At 35.7% G+C, this 19,666-nt stretch carries 8 protein-coding genes; all 8 read right to left on the bottom strand.

Features of this window, described 5'->3' with window-relative positions:
• Position 1: 1 nt before the first annotated feature.
• The 8 genes from NG806_RS01235 to NG806_RS01200 all read right to left on the bottom strand — a co-directional run bounded on the left by NG806_RS01235 (position 2) and on the right by NG806_RS01200 (position 19,493).
• Positions 2 to 3,634: an RHS repeat-associated core domain-containing protein gene (locus tag NG806_RS01235; protein ID WP_261511635.1), complete on the bottom strand. Its 3,633-nt coding sequence runs from the start codon at positions 3,632 to 3,634 to the stop codon at positions 2 to 4.
• 6 nt (positions 3,635 to 3,640) lie between these two features.
• Positions 3,641 to 7,069, bottom strand: a complete 3,429-nt coding sequence (locus tag NG806_RS01230) for an RHS repeat domain-containing protein (RefSeq protein WP_261511634.1) — start codon at positions 7,067 to 7,069, stop codon at positions 3,641 to 3,643.
• Between the two features lie 4 nt (positions 7,070 to 7,073).
• Positions 7,074 to 8,624, bottom strand: coding sequence for a T9SS type A sorting domain-containing protein (locus NG806_RS01225; protein WP_261511633.1), 1,551 nt, complete (start codon positions 8,622 to 8,624; stop codon positions 7,074 to 7,076).
• Positions 8,625 to 9,227: 603 nt separating this feature from the next.
• On the bottom strand, positions 9,228 to 9,845 hold the full coding sequence (locus tag NG806_RS01220) for a hypothetical protein (RefSeq protein ID WP_261511632.1): 618 nt from the start codon (positions 9,843 to 9,845) through the stop codon (positions 9,228 to 9,230).
• Positions 9,846 to 13,223, bottom strand: coding sequence for a DUF6443 domain-containing protein (locus NG806_RS01215; RefSeq protein ID WP_261511631.1), 3,378 nt, complete (start codon positions 13,221 to 13,223; stop codon positions 9,846 to 9,848).
• A 5-nt stretch (positions 13,224 to 13,228) separates the two neighbouring features.
• Positions 13,229 to 16,666, bottom strand: a complete 3,438-nt coding sequence (locus NG806_RS01210) for a hypothetical protein (RefSeq protein WP_261511630.1) — start codon at positions 16,664 to 16,666, stop codon at positions 13,229 to 13,231.
• Positions 16,667 to 16,677: 11 nt separating this feature from the next.
• Positions 16,678 to 18,225 (bottom strand): T9SS type A sorting domain-containing protein, encoded by a 1,548-nt coding sequence (locus NG806_RS01205; protein ID WP_261511629.1) that lies wholly within the window; start codon positions 18,223 to 18,225, stop codon positions 16,678 to 16,680.
• A gap of 317 nt (positions 18,226 to 18,542) precedes the next feature.
• Positions 18,543 to 19,493 (bottom strand): hypothetical protein, encoded by a 951-nt coding sequence (locus NG806_RS01200; RefSeq protein WP_261511628.1) that lies wholly within the window; start codon positions 19,491 to 19,493, stop codon positions 18,543 to 18,545.
• Positions 19,494 to 19,666 lie beyond the last annotated feature (173 nt).

Here is a 19,666-nt window from a genome sequence, read left to right as displayed (position 1 = left end):
TTTAGTTTTGTAATTTATTACTATTAACTGATGTTGTAGGAACTTTAATTCCCCAATAAACCTTCCTTTGTGGCTCATGTAACGCATCATTTACTTGATTTGATAAAATTGTTGTTTTTATTTCTTCATTATTTATAAATCCGTTATTATCAAACTTATCAAATGGTTTTTTCCTTTGGAAAAAATTTGCATTATCTAATAAAAAATTCCCTGCATGTACAAGTTCATGACCGAGCGATGCTGTTGGTGAGTTAATTTTATCATCTTTATTTAACTTTCCAGATTTATATCTTTCTATTAGTCCTTTTTGATTCTCATCATTATATTCGGAATTATTAAATAATAATCCTTTATTACTATTAAAGCGTATTCGCCCTATAGCTGATTTATCTCCGCTTTTCCAATCTTTACTTTTTTTATCATATGATAAACCTTCTGCAAAATCACTTTTTTCACCACTTGTTACCCCTAAAGTTTTATCACTGTCAATTATCTTTTGGAGATAATTTGTATCTTTTTCGCCATTTCCATCGGTATCTAGGTTCAATGCATTAGATTCATATAATTGATCAAGAGCAGCAACTGCTTTGTCTAGAAAATCAAATCCTGTTGTAGTACGGTTCTTGGAGTATGAATATTCCCACTCTTGATTACTACCACTTCCTGTTTGATAGTAGATAATGATTTTTTTTCCATCAGGATCTTTAAAAAAAACAGGATTATTAAGGGCATAATGGTAAGGACTTGCTTTAATATATCTTTCAGCAAAAGGATCTATAGCTCCCCATCTCCCAATATCCGCCATATACATTCTAGCTCCATAATCATACATACCGGTCTCTTGCAGCTCCTTACCATTGTACTTATAGTTCTTATAAGCACTAGGACCAAAGAAAGAATTTCCGGTCTTTAAATGATTCATTCCAAATGGGTAGTAATCATTAGAATCTGTAATTTCAAGAACTCCTGCGCTGCTTTTTGCAAAGCTTATTCTTACATTTCCTAAATGATCCTTGTATTGATAAATATACTGAGATTTTGCATAATCATAAAATCCTTCAGCAGTTGGAAAAAACTGAAGTTCAGGATTAGTTGCCTCAAGCGTCGGTTCATCAACAGGAATCATTAATGAGTAGGCTTCTGTTTCTAAAGCTCTGCTGGTTTCTAAATTCGCAGCAAACTCTTCTGAACCTCCTGGGTTAGGAGTTTCAACCCTCAGATACTGAAACCCATCAAGATAATCTGTTATCTTTTTGGAAGTGGATGAACCAATAATACCTGTAGTTGTTGTTATAGTTTCTTTCTGTAATTTACTTCCATCAGCCCTATATTTGGTATTCACTGTAACTGATTCATTCCCATTTTTGCTGTAATCCAGCTTATTGGAAAGATTAAGATAATTATATTTAATGGTAGTAATCCCTTTATCGAGCATATCGGTCATATTTCCATTAAGATCATATCCTATTGTATTTTCTCCTCCCTCGTATCCTGTGGAATTATTGGCATAATCCTTAATACTTGTTAATTTGTTATCCGAACCTGCATATTTATATTCGAGATTATCGATTACAGTAGCAATTGTATTTTGCATTACAGATGTACGGTATAATTTTGAGATATTCCCGTTCAGGTCATAATCTATTGATTCTATATTTTCTTTACTATTCGGATTACTTGGGTTTTGATAATAACCTGCCGTTAGTCGGTTTAGCTTATCATAAACATAACCATATCTTTTGGGTGTAAGTGACGGGTTAGCTCCAATTGTTTCCACAGCTCTCCAGTCTACTTCGGCAATGTTTCCATTGTATTTAGCCTCAACATTTTTACCGGGAAACAAAACTGAATCAGGATTCGTAACCCCTTCTTTCTGGTTATATTTAATTTTATAAGCAAACAGTTTTCCATCAAGATTAGCTACCGTCATCTGGTTTTTATTGATGTCCGTCAGCCAGCCCCGGATGTTGTAGTTATAATCTATACTTTGAAGATTATTTCCTACTTTTTTATTATTCAGCTGTGATAGCTCATTGTAAGAATTATCCGTCAGTAGTTCTTCAGCTCTATCGTTTACCTGATGATAATGTTGCTTTAACCTGTTTTGAGCATCATAAACAAAACGCTCTTGTATGCTGACACCTATTTCACCTGGTTTTCTTAGGTGAGTTGTATTCATTCTCTTTGGTATCCCGGCAAAGTCCAGTTCAGTTTCTGTCCTGTTAAATCCACCTAAATAATTAACGGAATGAGTTCCTATTGCTCTTCCTCTATTGTCATAATAGGTATAATTACTTGTCCAGTTAGTGTCTTCGATATTTCTTACCATGCTCATCACGGGAAGGCTTTTTGTGCTTACAGAATTTCCCGTGGAATTATCTGTCATTACAGGCATTCCTAAAATATTGGTCGGAAATGTTGGATTAAATCCATATACAGGATAGGTATCGTAATAATTAATACTTAAAAGCGAAGTAATGGAATTAGGATAGCTTGTAGAAGCGGTGTTGTCATAATATACCCCACGTCCACCAACATTAAATCCTACAGAAGCGGTTCTAGCTACATTGTTACTGCCTGCTGCATCTGCCTTTGTCTGTTCCACTTCTCTTCCTACAAGCCCATAAGCTTGTGTTGAGGTATATATTCCGGTATAAGCTGGCCTTCCGAACTGGTCATACTTGGTGAAAAGCCACTGTTTATTGGCTCCCATTACAGCATCCTGAGTCATGATAACCCTGTCCTGTTTATCATACACCATATATTCCCAGGCTTTTCCAGGCAATTTTTTAAGCGCAAGCCTATTTCTTCCGTCATACCTGTAAATATAGCATAGACTACCTAATACAGTATTTACATTAGCAACTACAGATGCTTTTGGGGGAATGACAAAAGCCAATTGATTATATTCATTATAAACATAATATGTGTCTGCATTTTCACTAGCATTAATTACTTTCCTCACTAATAAAACCTGTCCTTTTCCATTTTTGAACTCTATGGTTTTGTTTCCATCTTCATCAGTAACCGTAGTTTTGTATAATTGATTAGCACCATAGGTAGCCGTAGCTGAGCCTATTGCTGAAGATGTAGTACCATTGGCTGGGGTTGTCACCGTTACATACTTTTTAACCTCCGATGCCACATTTGTACCGTATTCAAACTTTACAGGCTTATCACCCCATGCTAGTCCAACCTGTCTTTGTTCTAGGACTCTGTCTAAAGGAGAATCTTCAAATTTCTTTTCAGTAAAAATTTTTTCTCCAACAGGATAAACCCCTGTGGGATCAGATACCGGTAAGGGCACTAACCCTGAATTCTGTCCGTATATCGCTCCATTGGTTGTTGCTGATTGTGGAACAGGAAGGTAATCCCTTGTCTGTCTTCCAAATCCATCATATACAATAGGAGTTACTACATCCTTCCCTGTAGGTGATGCTTTTATATTAACAATCTGTTTAGGTCTGCCTAAACCATCAAAATACTGAACCGTTTCTGAAGTTTTGGTAGCTATATTAGAAGTATTATAATCTAGATAGGTTTTTGAATACACATAGTTTTCAGTAGGAGAAAGCTGGGCATGTGCCATACCAGTCATTAGCAAAGCTCCTATTGGAATTATTATCTTTTTCATCGTGTCTTAGTTTTTATAATTGTACTTGAATTCTTTTAAAAGTTTACCTGTTAAATTATTTTCTCTTACTTCTTTCAGCCTATTGGCGGCATCATAAATATAAATCTCTCTGATTCCTGAAGGTGGAGTAATACTGGTGACACCAACTAATGGATCATAAGTATAAGTGGACATATAATATCTACTACTGTTTGTACGAAATGTATCTAAGGTATCTATTAAAGTATTTTGTGTAGTTGCATTAATATCCTCATTTGATCTGGCAACGATGTCAGCATATCCCGAAAGAGCAATGGCTTGGTCATAGGTAATGCCTTGTATTTTAGCAATAGGCTTGGTGTTGTTATACCCCCAAATAATGGATACTGGAATCCCATCCTTCCCACTATATTGTAACAAATTCCCTTTATTATCGTACTTGTTATAAGTCACTTCAGTATCTGGAGTTCCTGATAAAAGATTGTAAGATACAACTGAAGACGGGAGATAATTGTCTGGATTGTCATATTTCGTTTCTGCATGATTTAAAATCTTATTATCCGAAGTTACCTGAGTATTTAAAGCAATACCGGTCATACCATTATTTACCAAACGGTTATTTCCCATATCACCCGCGTAATCATAATTCGTCTCAATGATCTTACCATCTGGTGTTGTTTTTTTGCTGATATCCAAATTACCGGCAGTCGTGTAAAAGAATTCTGTTTTATCAACTACCTCTTTATTGCCAAAATAAGAAGTATCAAACGTTCTCATCAGTCTTCTTTTTCCTGTGATTAATGGATTGAAGATAAAATTATACTTAGTCGTTCCCAAGGGATTTTGAACAGTATTACCAGTGTAAGATAATCCTATAACAGGACAGCCATTAACCGTGTAGGGATAATAGTTATTTCCAGGGTCTACCGGGCCAATTGAAGTATTGATCGAACTAAACGACGGATAAACTCCATAGGTATTGGGTAAATTATCATAAATATTTTGTTTTGTAGAGAGTTTATTTTGATCTTTATCAAACATCTCTATAAAAGTATTCTCACCGTTGGACGGAATATCAACTTTCGGTACTCCTTTTAAAGAAAGTCCTACAGGTGCTTCATTAGTGAAATAATATACAGTAGAGCCTTTTAGTGTTCCGTCTAAGACATTGATATCTTTTTCTGTAACCTGACTGTAACCAAAAGGTTTATTTCCTCCGATTCCCATATCATTTGAATCAATTGATAAATCATTAAAAATAGAAATATTCTCTATGAAACATCCTCCATTTAAATTTGTGGGCTGAGACTTATAAGTTGCACCTCTAATAAAATTGAGAGGCTGAAAAGGATAAGTCAATCTTCCACCCTGATAACCGTATTCTTTATAAGATAATAAGGTAGTGTTTTCATAATTTTTGATGGACTTTATTCTTACTCCATTTCCATACGATATTGATTTGTCAATCTCAGATTCGTCATAGTAATTAACATTGCTTGATACAAGTGCCCGATGCATCCCGTCATTGCTGCGATATTGAATTGGATTTTCAACGCGTACGTAGTATTCAGTCGTGAGGTCACTGTCAGGATACATCTGCATAGTTTCATTCCAGACCCGGCTATGGGTCTGCTCAAAAACATCACCACCAACATCTATTGTCCATTCTTTAATAAGAGTAGTTACTGGCTGCCCATTAACTGTTTTCCTTTTTAAAAATTGTATTTTGCATTTATATAAATCAAAATCATAATAACCATAATGTGTTTCAGGATAGTTAGGACCAAAAAAACCGTCGAAGATTGTATTCTGAAATGTTATAGATTGTGTTTGGGTTATCTTGAAAGTGGGACTTTCGATAAAGTATTGGCCACCTGGTACAACTGACGCTCCTCTGTGAGTTAGATTTATACTTTTTAAAGGGCTTATTAGCTGACCGATCGCTGGAACAAACTGATTGCCAAACGTATTAGACTCATATTCAAATTCAGTACGGGCGCTCGTAGGATAAATGACTTTCGTTAAGATATAAGTTTTTATATATTCTTTATCCGTATACCTTGATGTACCACTGTAAAAAGTAGGTGTCATCCCATAATTTTTATAGGGATCCTGACTGAAATAATTAAAAAAAGCTAAATCAGGAACAAGTACATTACTGTTTGAACCATTATTATATCCATAAAAATCTGAGCTGAATATTTTAGAAGGCATGGTTTTACTCATATCATATTCAAATGAATATGGCGGACTACTCTGTACAGCAGCACCTGTTTCATTATAATTGACTTCCTGGATAGAGTTTAATTTTAATCTTTTGAATTTATACCCTTCTTCAGGAGTATTTACTGTAGGATTAAAATAGGTTGTACCAAACACAAAACTTTTAATTTTCTTATTCGGGTATTTGGATTTGATATCAATAGAGCTTAATTTTTTAATAGGAATTGACGGAAATTGTGGCCGGATATCCTCTCTGTTATCTAAATTGAATTCTATTTTTGTATCGTCTGTTTCAATACCTGTCAAAGTCTTTTTTTCGTTAGTTGTAGCATTCGAACTGGTATTTACAATAGTATTGCTCGAAAAATTGGTGATATGGGCAACTTGTACAGGATACAGTTGGTTCGTACTTTCATTTTGATAAGTAAAAGTAATTGTTTTGCCACTGGTAAGTACTATTTGTGAGATCTTAAAAGTGTAACCAATATCTGTATAACTTGTCTGGTCTGTCTTAGATTTTTCTATAGCATAAAAATAAAACTTATCCCCTTTATTGGTTGTAGCTATCCACCCTTGGGTATTTCGGGTAAACTTTACATCATCATTACTCTCCATAAAAAGTATTTCGCTGTTATTTTCAGGATTGTAGAAAAACTTTCCAGAATACCCATAAAAATTATACGTGAAAATATCAGGCTGACCTTTTTTTTCGTTTAACCGAAGAATAATATCATTAGAATCATCAACAGCCGGATTTGTTCCTACTGTTCCACCGGAATTGTAATCATTATATCCAACCTGTAGTCTATTAATATGACTTTGCGCAAATAAAGTAGGGAAATGACTTTTGAAGATATCATAACCCGTAGCAGTAGAGAAACCATCACCCCCAGAAACATAATCTTCTTTACCTCTTATTTCCTGGGTTATTGTTCCCTCAGGCATAAAATTCCAGCCTAAGCCTACCCAGGTTGCCTCGTCTGCTACCTTAATTCCCGAAGTATGATAACTTAATGCCAACGGAATCTCAAGATCATCAACCTTTAAATTGTATAAAGGAATTGAAACATTGGCTGTTCCTGTATAATGCCCTACCGGTATATTCCCGAATCTGCCTAACAATGCTACTTCTGGGGATGTAGGAACATTTTTTATGCTGGGATCGTACTGATTTTGGCCAAATATATTGTTTAATGAAGCTAATAATATAATAGCTACTGTTGTTTTCTTCATGGTTTTATTTCTTAATCAATTTAGCATTAGCCGTTTTATTTGTATCTGTTTTGATCACAATCAGATAAGCTCCTTGTATTAAAGCCTGGGTATTAATCTTCGTTACTTTATTTTTCGTCTTCAGACTTTGCAATTGTCTTCCACTCATATCATACAAAGTAATATCAGCATCTTTAAAATCAAATCCTATTTCCACATAAGCATAATCAGACACAGGATTTGGATAAATCTTGATGTCTTGCTTCTCGATCAATTGATCCAATTGTTTATCACCTAGTTTGATGATCTTCCAGTTCTCCTTTCCTAATTCCTCAGCGCTCGTTCCAGCTAAAATGATCGACCCATCTCTGTTTAATTTGATATCAGATAACCTCTCCTCTCTCTTTCTGGATTCGCCTTTTACATGTTTTCTCCACTGCTCATTTCCATCCCCATTTACATACAACATCCAGAAGGTTTCATCATCAGCTTCTATTCTTTCTTCTGCCTGGGTATATCCTCCTAATAAAATTCCTTTTGATGTTTTATCATCTGCAGAAGAAATCACACTCATTCCCATTAAAACATCTCTGTTCTTGAAATTATAAGACTTTTGCCACTGTTCATCACCTCTCTCGTTTAAAGAGATTAACCATAAGTCTGTTCCCTCTTCGATCCCAACGGTTTTATTTCCTGATCTTTCTGATCTTGATTCTCCACCAATGATATATCCGTTTGAAGTTAAAGCAAGTGTTCTTATATGATCATCTCCTTTTCCTCCATAGTTCTTTTCCCATTCTACTTTTCCTTCTTTATTAAGCTTAATGATCCAGTAATCGCCTTCTCCAAAGTTTTCCGTCTTCTTGGATTCACCATGATTACTTCTGGAATAAGCTCCCAACAGAGCTCCACCATCTTTTGTAGGAATCATTTTTTCAACCTCGTCCAGTCCTTTTCCGCCTAAAACTAATTGAGATAATTCTTTCCCGTTTTTATCTAATCTTACGATCAAAACATCTTTAGATCCATAACCTTTTGCTGAATTTTGAATATTTCCAGCTACAAAAAATCCTAAATCGGTAGTCTGAATTACTGTTCTTGCTTCTTCATCGGACGTTCCTCCAATTGTCTTCTGCCATAATTCATCCCCAAATTCATTGATTCTGATTACCCAGATATCTGATCCGCCTTTTGATTCTTCTTTTTTATCTAACGCCTTTCCACTATAAGAAGTTCCAGCAAGAAGAAATCCTCCTTCCTGGGTATTCACTGTTGCCGATAAAAAATCATGATTTTGTCCAGAGAAAAACTTTTCCCAGACCTCTTCACCTCGTTGATTGAGTTTTACCAAATGAAAATCGTAACCGTTATTCTGTTTGGCAGTAGCTTGAGGCTCTCGAAGGCTACCCCCCTGAATAGTACTCCCCGTAATCAAATACTGCTGATCGATTGTTGTCGTCACCTGACTTAGGAAATCCTGTGTACTGGATTTAATATCCTTTTGCCAAACAACATCTTGAGCGTTGGCAAATAAAAAAGTGCATATAGTCAAAGCACCGATGTAGATTCTTTTCACCTATTTTGTGTTTTATAATTAATATTAGTTTTCATTGTATAAATTTTGCAAATTTAACATTTTTTAGCATTTATTAGCTTTTTATTTAAAGGATTTAATATAAATTACCTCACGTTTTTATTTCTATCATAATTTCTAATTAGGTTTAATAATTTCTATAATACAAAAGTACTCCCGCAATGCGACAGATCGTGTCGTATTATATGTACCCAAAAGTTTATAATTAATCTCAAAAATATCAGTATTAGAAATAGCTTCATTATGGATTACTATAAGTGCATATTAGTTCTTTGCAAATGCACAAACTAGTACAATACAGACTAACACAAATGAAAGACTTTATATTTCAGAGAAGACACCTGATAGATATTCAAAGAATTTTCTTGACTTCTCTCCTAAGGGGTTCCAAACTACCATTCACCAATACTGCCTCATGATCGCTACATATCTTCTCTTGTCATTACCTGTAGCTAAATAAGCCACCCTGTAGGTGGCTTATTTGTTAATTATTGATTGTTTGTATATTAATATCTTAACTAATGAAGTGAAAATTACACCACTTCACGACTTGGGTCAAAATTTTAGACTACAGTTAATCAAAAATTAAATTCTCTCAGAATAATTAGCAACTATTTTCGCATATTCAGTTTTTGCAACATCATTGAAATGTAGCATTTCATCTAAAATTTCTACTTGCTCTTTTACCGTTGTAAACATATCAGAGCTTGTTCCAAATGATTCTAAAAATTTTTCTCTCATCTCTAAAGAAGTGAATCCAACTATAGCTATTTCCCAATCTCGGGATCCAATAATAGCCCACTCCTTAGATTTAGAAAATATTGCTATATCATCCGATCCCATGGCCATACTAATGCCTCCTGAGTCCGAAGGATTTTCCATCATAATTTTAGTTAATTCTTCATCCGTACTTAGAAGATCAATATTTAAAACGTTATATTTTTTAAAATTTTTATAAAAATACTCTTCAGGAGAAGGCTCTAGAGTATAAAAAACTACACTACTTCCCTCAATATGAGATACATATTTTTTTAATTTTTCAAAAAAAGACTTATGGAATATATAATCAAACTCAAATCCAAGAAAGTATTTGAAATTTTCATGAAAATTATTATCACAAAACTCTTTATCTGAATTAAATAACTCCGAATACCTAAGTTTATAATCTTCAAATTCTTTTTTATCTGATACAAAATCTATCATTTATTCAATTGGTGTTTCTGGCTTTAAACGTATTTTGATATCTGCCTGTTTACTTTCAGGGCTTTGCCGAAAATCTGCTGTTGGTTGACCGTTTTTATTATTACGAATCATATAAGACTGATCTCCCTTCTTATACTCCACTGCTTTACCTCCTCCTTTTTCAGCTTTATCAAAACCTGCTTTTTCTAAATTCTGTCCAAATTCTTCTTTCGATATGTCAGTTTGTTTGTTTTTCACAGCCTCTTTTCCTCTACTTGCCGAAGTTATATCTTCATATTGGGAGGATCCACCAGGTTTGATTTGTTCAACAGGGCTCTCAGGTTTTACTTGTTCTATGGCTTTATCCATTGATTTAGGAGTTGTTGTTTCAGGTTTATTTCCCCCAAAAACAGAATCCCAACCTTTGCTTATTGCATTTCCAATTCTCTCAAAAAACCCGATATGTGGAGGAGGAGTTGCCTTACCAACTAAAGTTATACCCTCAATCTGGCCTTCTCGAACCATAGTTTCAGCGATTGTTGTCGTTGGTCTTACAGCAGAGTTAGACATCATCATAAATTCAAAGGGTACTAACTCTAAACCTTCAAGTTCCCGACCTGAACCAATCTTATTTTCTTGAAATGCATAAGTACTATTATATGAGAATTTTTCTGCAAGTGGATCTATGTTGAAAAACCTCCCCATTGTAGGATCATAATTTCTCCATTTAAAAGAACTCCATCCCGTTTCTAATTGTTTTTCCTGTCCCTGGGTGGTATAAGTATAATTAGGAGAAATCGATGTGGAAATATTTATATCTCCTCCAAATTCTAAACCAAAAGGATAATAATTTGTTGTTCTGTCTATTTGAGCAGCTCCTGAGTCGCCTTTATAATATGCCAACCTGATGTTTCCGACTTGATCTTTATACTGGTAAACATATTTATTTTTAACAAAATCATAATATCCTTCTTTAGTGGGTACAAATTGTAACTCTGCAAGTGACATTGATATTCCATTAACAGAAGCACTATATTGGAATCCATCCAGGTAGTCTGTTGTAATGGATGCATCTAACTGGGTACGCCCTGTAAAATAATTATGAAGCTTTTGTAGCTTTACTCCATCTGCACGATAAAGATAACTGGTATTTTGATAGGTGGTTATTGAGCCAAGGCCAAAAGGATCATCTCTTATGACAAATTGATTAAATTTAATATAACCTGGAAGATTTAGATAATTATAGTCTATTTTCAAAATACCCTTATCAACATGATCTGCCATATTGCCATTATTGTCATACGTAATGAGCGTGCCTGACGTATCGGGGTAACCGGTATAATTTCCTGAAGAATCAGTAACTGTGTTAAGTCTGTTCCCTGTATAAGTATAACTAAGATTATCGATTAACTGCACACCAACATTTTGTAAAAACCTGTTTCTTTGGAGATTTACAATATTTCCATTTAGATCATAATCTACTGTTTCGTTATAGTAATTATTTTGCGGTACCGTTGAATTTGGTTCTGAATAAATTCCATTTCTCAGTCTGTCCAAACCATCATATTGATAATTATATCTTCTGAATACCCCATCATTAGATGCCTTCCAGTCTACCTCTGAAATATTCCCATTGAATTTTCCAACTGAAGAGCTCGTATTTGTAGGATTGTTGTATTTGATTTCATACCCAAACAAATCACTTCCCAAATTAGTAGGATCATTAATTTTAGTCATCCAGCCCCTGATATTATATTTGTAATCAATGGTCTGTAAAGGTATTGCTGGATCTACACCCCCAACTTTTTTAGATTCTAACTGTGAAAGTTCATTATATTTGTTCTGGACCAGATATTCAATAGGGCCTGTGTTTACCTGATGGGTATGAGTCAGCAGCCTATTCTGACTATCATAAGTGAAAATCTCCTTTGTAGTTCTCTCTGTATCAGTAGCCAGCCTTCTATGCCTTATAATGGTCTGTTTAATTGCTCCTGAAAGATCAAGATCTGAGCTGCTTATAGTATATCCTCCTAAATGATTAAGTGATCGTGTAGAGATAAGACGCCCTTTCGTATCATACAGTATAAAATTCCTTGTCCAGCCCTCGTTTTCAATATTTCTTATATATGAAGCCAAAAGCAATCCCTTTGCAAAACCATTCTGAGTGTTGAGTATGACTTTCTGATTGAATACGGCATCAGCTAAATCATTTGGAAACCATGAATCCCGCGGGAAGGTATCATAATAATTAATCATCATGATCTTGATCGATGAAGTAGGATAAGCAGTATTAGAGTAATTGAGCGCATCTGCTCCACTTCCTGGAATAGAAGCACTTCCCCTGAGTTCATTATTACTTCCTTTAGCTTCCACATTGGTTTGCTCTGCTAATCTTCCTGCCAGTCCATACTCAGCTGTACTGGTATAAATACCCATATAAACTACTCTTCCCAGTTCATCATATTTGCTAAACTGCCATTGTTTGGTTGCTCCCAGATTGGCATCCTGGGTCATCACCATACGATCCTGTTTATCATACACCATATATTCCCAGCCTTTGCCAGGAAGCTTCTTGGCCACAAGCCGGTTTCTTCCATCATATTGATACTGATAACACAGTGTGTCCAATGCAGAAGCTATCGTCGGAGCCACTACCGCATTAGGAGGAACAACAAGAACCAATTGGTCAAATTTATTGTACACATAGTAAGTATCTGCATTCAATGAAGCATTTACTGCTTTTCTAGCCAAAATAAGTTGTCCTTGAATATTCTTATATTCGGTCGTAGCATTACCATCCTCGTCCGTGACAACTGTTTTGTAAAGAAGTCCTGCAGCATAATTTCCGGAAAGAGTTACAGAAGAAGTAGTAGCAACCCCACTGACCCAGCTTGTGGTGGTAACCGTATATTTTTTAACTTCAGTGGCCGTATTACTCCCATATTCAAATGTAGAGGGCTTATTATTCCAGGCTGTTCCAGGCTGCTTTTGCTGAAGAACCCTATCTAAAGGGGAACTTTCAAATGCTTTTTCCCCATAAATCTTTTCAGTTCCATAAACTGTAGGATTCGTTGCATTAATTAGTGGATTTCCATATATATTCCCGTTTTGAGTTGCAGTTTGAGGAACCGGAAGGTATTCATTGGCCTGTCTTCCAAAAGCATCATATTCTATATGAGATACCACATCTCTTCCCAAAGGGCTAGCTTTTACCTTTACTATTTGTTTAGGTCTTCCCAATCCATCAAAATACTGCACATCCACAGCCATCTTTACACTTTGGCCTAAAGGATAATCAAGATAGGTTTTGGTCTGTACATAATTTACCGTATCACTTTGGGCATGTAACATACCTATAGATGATAATAAAATGACAGATCGTATTATTATTTTTTTCACAATCATTAGTTTTTATAGTTGTACTTAAATTCTTTAACCGTCTTAAGAGAAGTAGTTCCAGATGCATCCGTCTGGATCTGTTTAATTTCCTTAAGCCTGTTGGCTGAATCATAATAATAAAGTTCCCTGGCTCCTAAAGGAGGTGTAATACTTCTAACTCCTATCAAAGGATCGTAAGTATAGGTAGTAATCCCACTACTCTGAGCTCCAATAGCGGCTCTAAAAGTTTCCATTGCAGATAATAGTGCTGTTTCTGCATCTCCAGGAGCGGCTAAAGCATCCGTATTCGAAGCTGAAATAAATGTGGTAAGCTGTGAACCGGCAATCTGCCCAATTTGATCATAGGCTATACCTTGTATTTTCGCAATAGGCTGGGTACTGTTATACCCCCAGATAATGGATACCGGAATACCATCTTTTGTTCTGTATTGTAAGAGGTTTCCAAAGGAATCATATTTTTCATAAGTTAATTCTGTGGTAGCAGCGGCAGTCTGAAGATTATAAGAGGCAATTGAACTTGGAAACAGGTGTGAAAGATCGGCATAGAATGTTTCCGTTTTTTCCTTCATCTGTCCATTCTTTTTGGTTTCGGTTTCCAACGCAATACCAATCATATTGGCAGTAATCAATCGTTGATTACTCTTTTCTTTAGCATATTTATAAGAGCTTAAATAAGTATCACCTCCGGTAATAGTCTGGGTTTCGGATAATGGATAGTCTTCAGGATTATATACATAATCAGTAGTGGTCATTACCGAGCTCTGAATCCCATTTTTGTAGAAATAAGAAGTCTCTTTCTTTTTGGAAGGAAGTGTTATTCCAAATTTTTCAAAACTTTTATAAGGTGTTGTCAAGATGATTCCAGGATAGTGATTGGCCAGAGCTTGATAATTATCATAAGAAAAATATTCGCCAACCATATTTTTGTCGTAGTTACCAAGAATTTTGATCCCATCATTCTTCTGGAACTCGGTTGTTATATACTCATTAGTTGTTTCCGAAAGGATTTGTCCTGCTTCATTATAAACTTTCTCTGACAATGGCTGCCCTCTTTTATAATCCAGATTAGGAATTGGTACTACTGGCATAATAGGAACAAGTCCACCTTCATTTGGATATTCTAATGGAGAACGGAAGGTATGTACCGTTTTCCCTTTACTATTCCCATTCTTGTCCAGCTGTTTTACGGTGACATATTGATACCCTACTTCTGAACCTTGTGTTTTTTCGGTGGGAATAATATTATAATCTGTTGTAATATCAAAATCGGCACTGTACGTTATGCTGGGATTTGTTTTGTTTTGATAGGCATAAGAATCTGTAGACTCCATTACTGGCTCCGGATAAACCAATGTTCCACTACTAAGCGTAGTATCATTGATATCCTTATAATCATATCTATAGGTTTTCGATGGAACTGTCGAGGAAGAATTAGCATAATAAGTAATATTATTAATTCTTAAACCCCCACCATAACGGATCTTCTCGTTAATAAATACCTGTTCTTTTGTAGTAGCTTCGAAAAGATCTCCTGTATCAGTAACATTAGAAGGAAAATAAGATCCTCCCAATGATGCCCAGTATTCACCTGCTCCAAGCTGTATAGTAGCATACATATCCGATACGATCTCTCCCGGATTTCCTATCCATGATGTAGAACAGTAAGGTGGCTGGGGAATATTGCAGGTTTGATTACCCGGGCTTATATTGTATACCGGTACTGATGGGAAAGTATTATCTGCATTTTTCTTGAATATCTTAAAATTCCAATTAAAATTAATTAGAGAACCCAGCATATGATGTAGATCAACTTCCTGTGGGGTTACTACAGTAAAGAATTGCTTTTTGAAGGTATTATTTAATTGACCAAAATTAACATTCCAGGTATTGACATTGGTTGTCCAATGTCCCGTGACCGGATCATTCCCCGTTCCACTATAGTAATTGCTATAGTCATTAAGACCAAAATCGAAAACGCTCTTTCCTTTAGTAGGATATGTTATCGAATTAAGCACATCCGTCTTAAATCCTCCAATATCACCTTTATAATATCCCCATTTATCTTTTTCTAAAACACCTGTTGTTGTGCTGTAACTTAATACATATTCCTGGTTCTGAACATCCTGTGTACTTGGTGTTTTAGTAATCTTTGTAAGTAATAATTTTTTAAGGTTTTTTTGCTGACCAGAAGGAGGTTGGTAATATGTATTTGAATAGCCATAATCAAATACATATTTGTCTGTGAACTGGGCTGCACTTTGACCAGGATAATTCGTTTGTATTGATTTTAATTTATATAGTTCAGAAGGCTGACTATAGTTAGTATCCTGTCTCCCTTTTTCATAAGTCAAAATTGCTGTCCCTCGACCCCTTACATCAATACTTGTAAGAAGCTTTGTCTGGTTATCACTAAAGACAATTTGGGTTTCTATAGCCCCAGGCATACTAGGATCTGGGTTTTGTTTCGTACCAGTTTCCCACTGAGAATTATTGGTATAGTATATATTTTTTGCAATTCTTTTTGTGGTTGTAGGAGCTTCTTCAAACTTCACCAGCGAGGAAAGAGCATAGTTGAAAACCGCGAGAGTCTGGTTATTCTGATCCTGTATCTTAGCCAGATGGAAGGAAGTCCAGTAATCACCCACATCAACACTAGGGCTTACATCTCCCTGACCTTCAGTAAGACCAATTTTTACTGCAGTAATATTCTTTTGGGACTTTTCCATGGCATCAAAAGTATATCTGATTCCTTTGTCATCTACTATTGTGAAAGAATTGATAATACCTTGCGCATCTTTACCTGTAAGAATTTGAAGATTATTTTTATCTAGTTTTTCTACCTGATAATTTCCTGCATCGTCTTTGATCACATAGAATCTTCCCGATTGTCCTGAAAAATTATACTGATAAAGATCATATTCTGTATCAAACCTTCCCATTGCTGCTTCAAACCGGTATTCATCAAGATTAAGAGGTTGGTCCTTGATCATTTTTGCAGTGGAATTGTAAATCACATTATAAATTCCATATTTTGTCTTAGGGGGAGAAGAAAATAAGACACTTCTGTCTTTTTCATCTGGATTACCCCCTCTTACCGTTCTTGATATAGTCCCTCCGGCTATAAGACTCCATCCCAGACCAGTTTCTCCTGCTCTGTCCTCAGGTTTAGCATTTAGTGGATGGTATTTAAGTTGAAGATTTATCTTAACATTTGGACTGTTAGTTGGAATACTTACCAAGGGAATGCTAATATCAGGTATTCCTGTATAATAACTTACCGGTACTTCCTCAAACTTCATTAGATTATTGGCTGTAGGTGCTGGGGGAAACATTTCGTTAATGCTTCCGACAAAACTTCTCGGTGCCGATGGTGATGTCTGTGCAAAAAACGTATTTCCCCATAAAGCCGCTAGTAATATAACGGCTGAAGTATTTTTTTTCATGAAATATCAGTTTATTTTTTGATCAGCTTAGCGCTGGCAGTTTTATTAGTATCAGTTTTGATCGATATAAGATAAGCTCCCTGGATCAATGGCTGTGTATTGATCTTCGTTACTTTATTCTTCGTCTTCAAACTCTGTAATTGTCTTCCACCCATATCATACAAAGTGATGTCGGCTTCTTGGAAATCAAAGCCTATTTCTACATACGCATAATCTGATACAGGGTTAGGATAGATCTTGATATCCTGTTTTTCGATTAATTGATCCAATTGTTTATCACCCAGTTTTACGATCTTCCAGTTCTCCTTTCCTAATTCCTCAGCACTGGTTCCTGCCAAGATGATTGAACCATCTCTGTTGAGTTTGATATCAGATAACCTTTCTTCTCTTTTTCTGGATTCCCCTTCCACATGTTTCCTCCACTGTTCATTTCCGTTTTGATCCAGATATAGCATCCAGAATTTCTCATCATCAGCTTCTATTCTTCCTTCTGCCTGAGTATAACCACCTAATAGAATTCCTTTTGTTTTATCATCTGCGGAATGAATTGCGCTCATCCCCATTAAAACATCTCTGTTTTTGAAGTTGTAGGATTTCTGCCACTCTTCATCGCCCCTTTCATTTAAAGAGATTAACCAAACATCGGTTCCTTCCTCGATTCCTACGGTTTTATTTCCTGATCTCTCAGATCTTGATTCTCCACCAATGATATATCCATTTGAAGTTAAACCGAGTGTTCTCAAATGATCATCACCTTTACCACCATAATTCTTTTCCCACTCTACTTTTCCGTCTTTTGAAAGTTTGATGATCCAGTAGTCACCTTCACCAAAGTTCTCAGTTTGCTTTGATCCACTGGTAGTACTCCTGGAATAAATTCCTAATAATGCACCACCATCTTTTGTAGGAATCATCTTTTCAACTTCATCAAGCCCTTTCCCTCCTAAAACTAATTGAGAAATCTCTTTTCCATTTTTATCAAGTTTGATGATTAAAATATCTTTTGATCCGTAACCTTTAGCTGAGTTTTGAACATTACCTGCCACAAAAAATCCAAGATCTGTAGTCTGAATAACAGCTCTGGCTTCTTCATCAGCAGAAGTTCCTAAAGTTTTCTGCCATAATTCATCACCAAATTCATTAATTCTGATCAGCCAAATGTCTGATCCACCTTTGGAATCTTCTTTTTTGTCTAAAGATTTCCCTGAGTACGAGGTACCTCCCAAAAGCGATCCTCCATCCTGTGTTGTTACAGTTGAAGAAAGATAATCATGATTATTTCCTGCAAAGTATTTCTCCCAAACCTGATCTCCCTGCTGGTTTAGTTTCACCAAGTGAAAATCGTACCCGTTATTCTGTTTCGATGTAGCCTGAGGTTCTCGAAGGCTACCTCCCTGAATTGCACTTCCAGTAATTAAATACTGCTGGTCTATTGTTGTTGTCACCTGGCTCAGGAAATCCTGTGTACTGGATTTAATATCCTTTTGCCAAACAACATCTTGAGCGCTGGCAAATAAAAAAGTGCACATAGTAAAAGCACCGATGTAGATTTTTTTCATCTATTTTGCATATTATAATTGATATTAGTATTCATTGTAAGAATTACGCAAATTTAACATTTTTTAGTATTCATTAATCACATTAAAAAGATTTAATATAAATTATATTGTATTTATATCATCGATATTTGAAATTAATTCAATTTGTCATGGAACAAAAGTATTCCAGCAAAACGACAGAACATGTCGTGTTATAATATAGATGCAAATAACAAAGAAAAAGTTGGAGAGCTTTTAAATTTACTTACATGAAAACTTGACATAATAAAAAATACTGCTTCAAATAAAGCAGTATTCTTTGTATTTTATTTAAACTCCTAATTCAAATAATTCTTCAGCCAAACCCCTTTCTGATACATAATCGCGGCCATATAAACATTGTTATTGTTATTATGGGCACTGCAAATCGGCATTATATAAACAGAGTTAGAACCCTTGGGCTCTGCTTTTGCGGTCTTTCCCAGGATTACATGACCTCCAACCAAGTTTGTGTTACAGGTAACCGGACTGTAATTAAGGGAAGTACAATTCGTAGGATTTCCGTATTGATCGCTCCATAATCTGAGCCATGTTTTACTGGCGATCTTAGGATCGTTGGTACTGCCGATAACGTTGGCAAAATTCTCATTTTTGTTGAAGGTTACTTCCCCACCCCAGACGGAATAAATAGATCTTTTTACGAATTCATTTCCGTAATGCTCTTCAGAGTTATAAAAGCCGGCAAACAAGCCATTCTTATACAGCAGTTGAAGATCATTATGCTCTTCGGGACTGAGTGCGGGTGGCGGCGTCTTCACCTGAACGGTCAGATTCTCCTTCAGGAAAGCATCGATCAAAGCCTGATTGGCCTCCTTCACGGTATTCGCGAAAAGCTGATCTAAGTTAGGGGTCATGGGTGTATTGTAATTCCAATTGGGATTATACAGGGCTTTTTGAGTACTGATCTTTGTTTCTGATCCTCTTTGGTAAGCATATTCCATGGTTCCTTCCGGGTAGGTGGTTAGGCAGACAGCATCTTCTGCTACATATTCCGGGCCGCTGATGGTGATTACCTGATTTTCTTCCTCGTAGTTGTAGGTAAAAGAAAGCTGTGCCATCAGGTTGGTATTGTTAAGATATAAAAGTTTTCCAACTGGTATTGGATGAGTATCTACGGTATGCGTTCCGTTTTGTATCTCAAAGGATATGGTATATCCGGTTTTCTGAAGATCTGCGGACTCATTGTGATAATCCGGAGATAAAGGTAATGTGAGGGTAATGGTTTTCATGGTAAATGTTTTAGTTTTTAACTTTAATCATAAGGCTTTCAGTTCTGCGAACAGGTCAAAATAACGAAGAAAAAGCCGGAGATGCTATAGTATAAATAACCAAACGGTGAGTTACGTAGAAACACGTAAAGACTGAAAATACTACATTATCACAAAAAAATACTGCCCCGTTG

This window comes from Chryseobacterium paludis, assembly GCF_025403485.1.
GTDB classification, from domain to species: domain Bacteria; phylum Bacteroidota; class Bacteroidia; order Flavobacteriales; family Weeksellaceae; genus Chryseobacterium; species Chryseobacterium paludis.
Note: the sequence above shows the minus strand (reverse complement) of the source record. Positions and strands in the feature narration are given on the sequence as shown.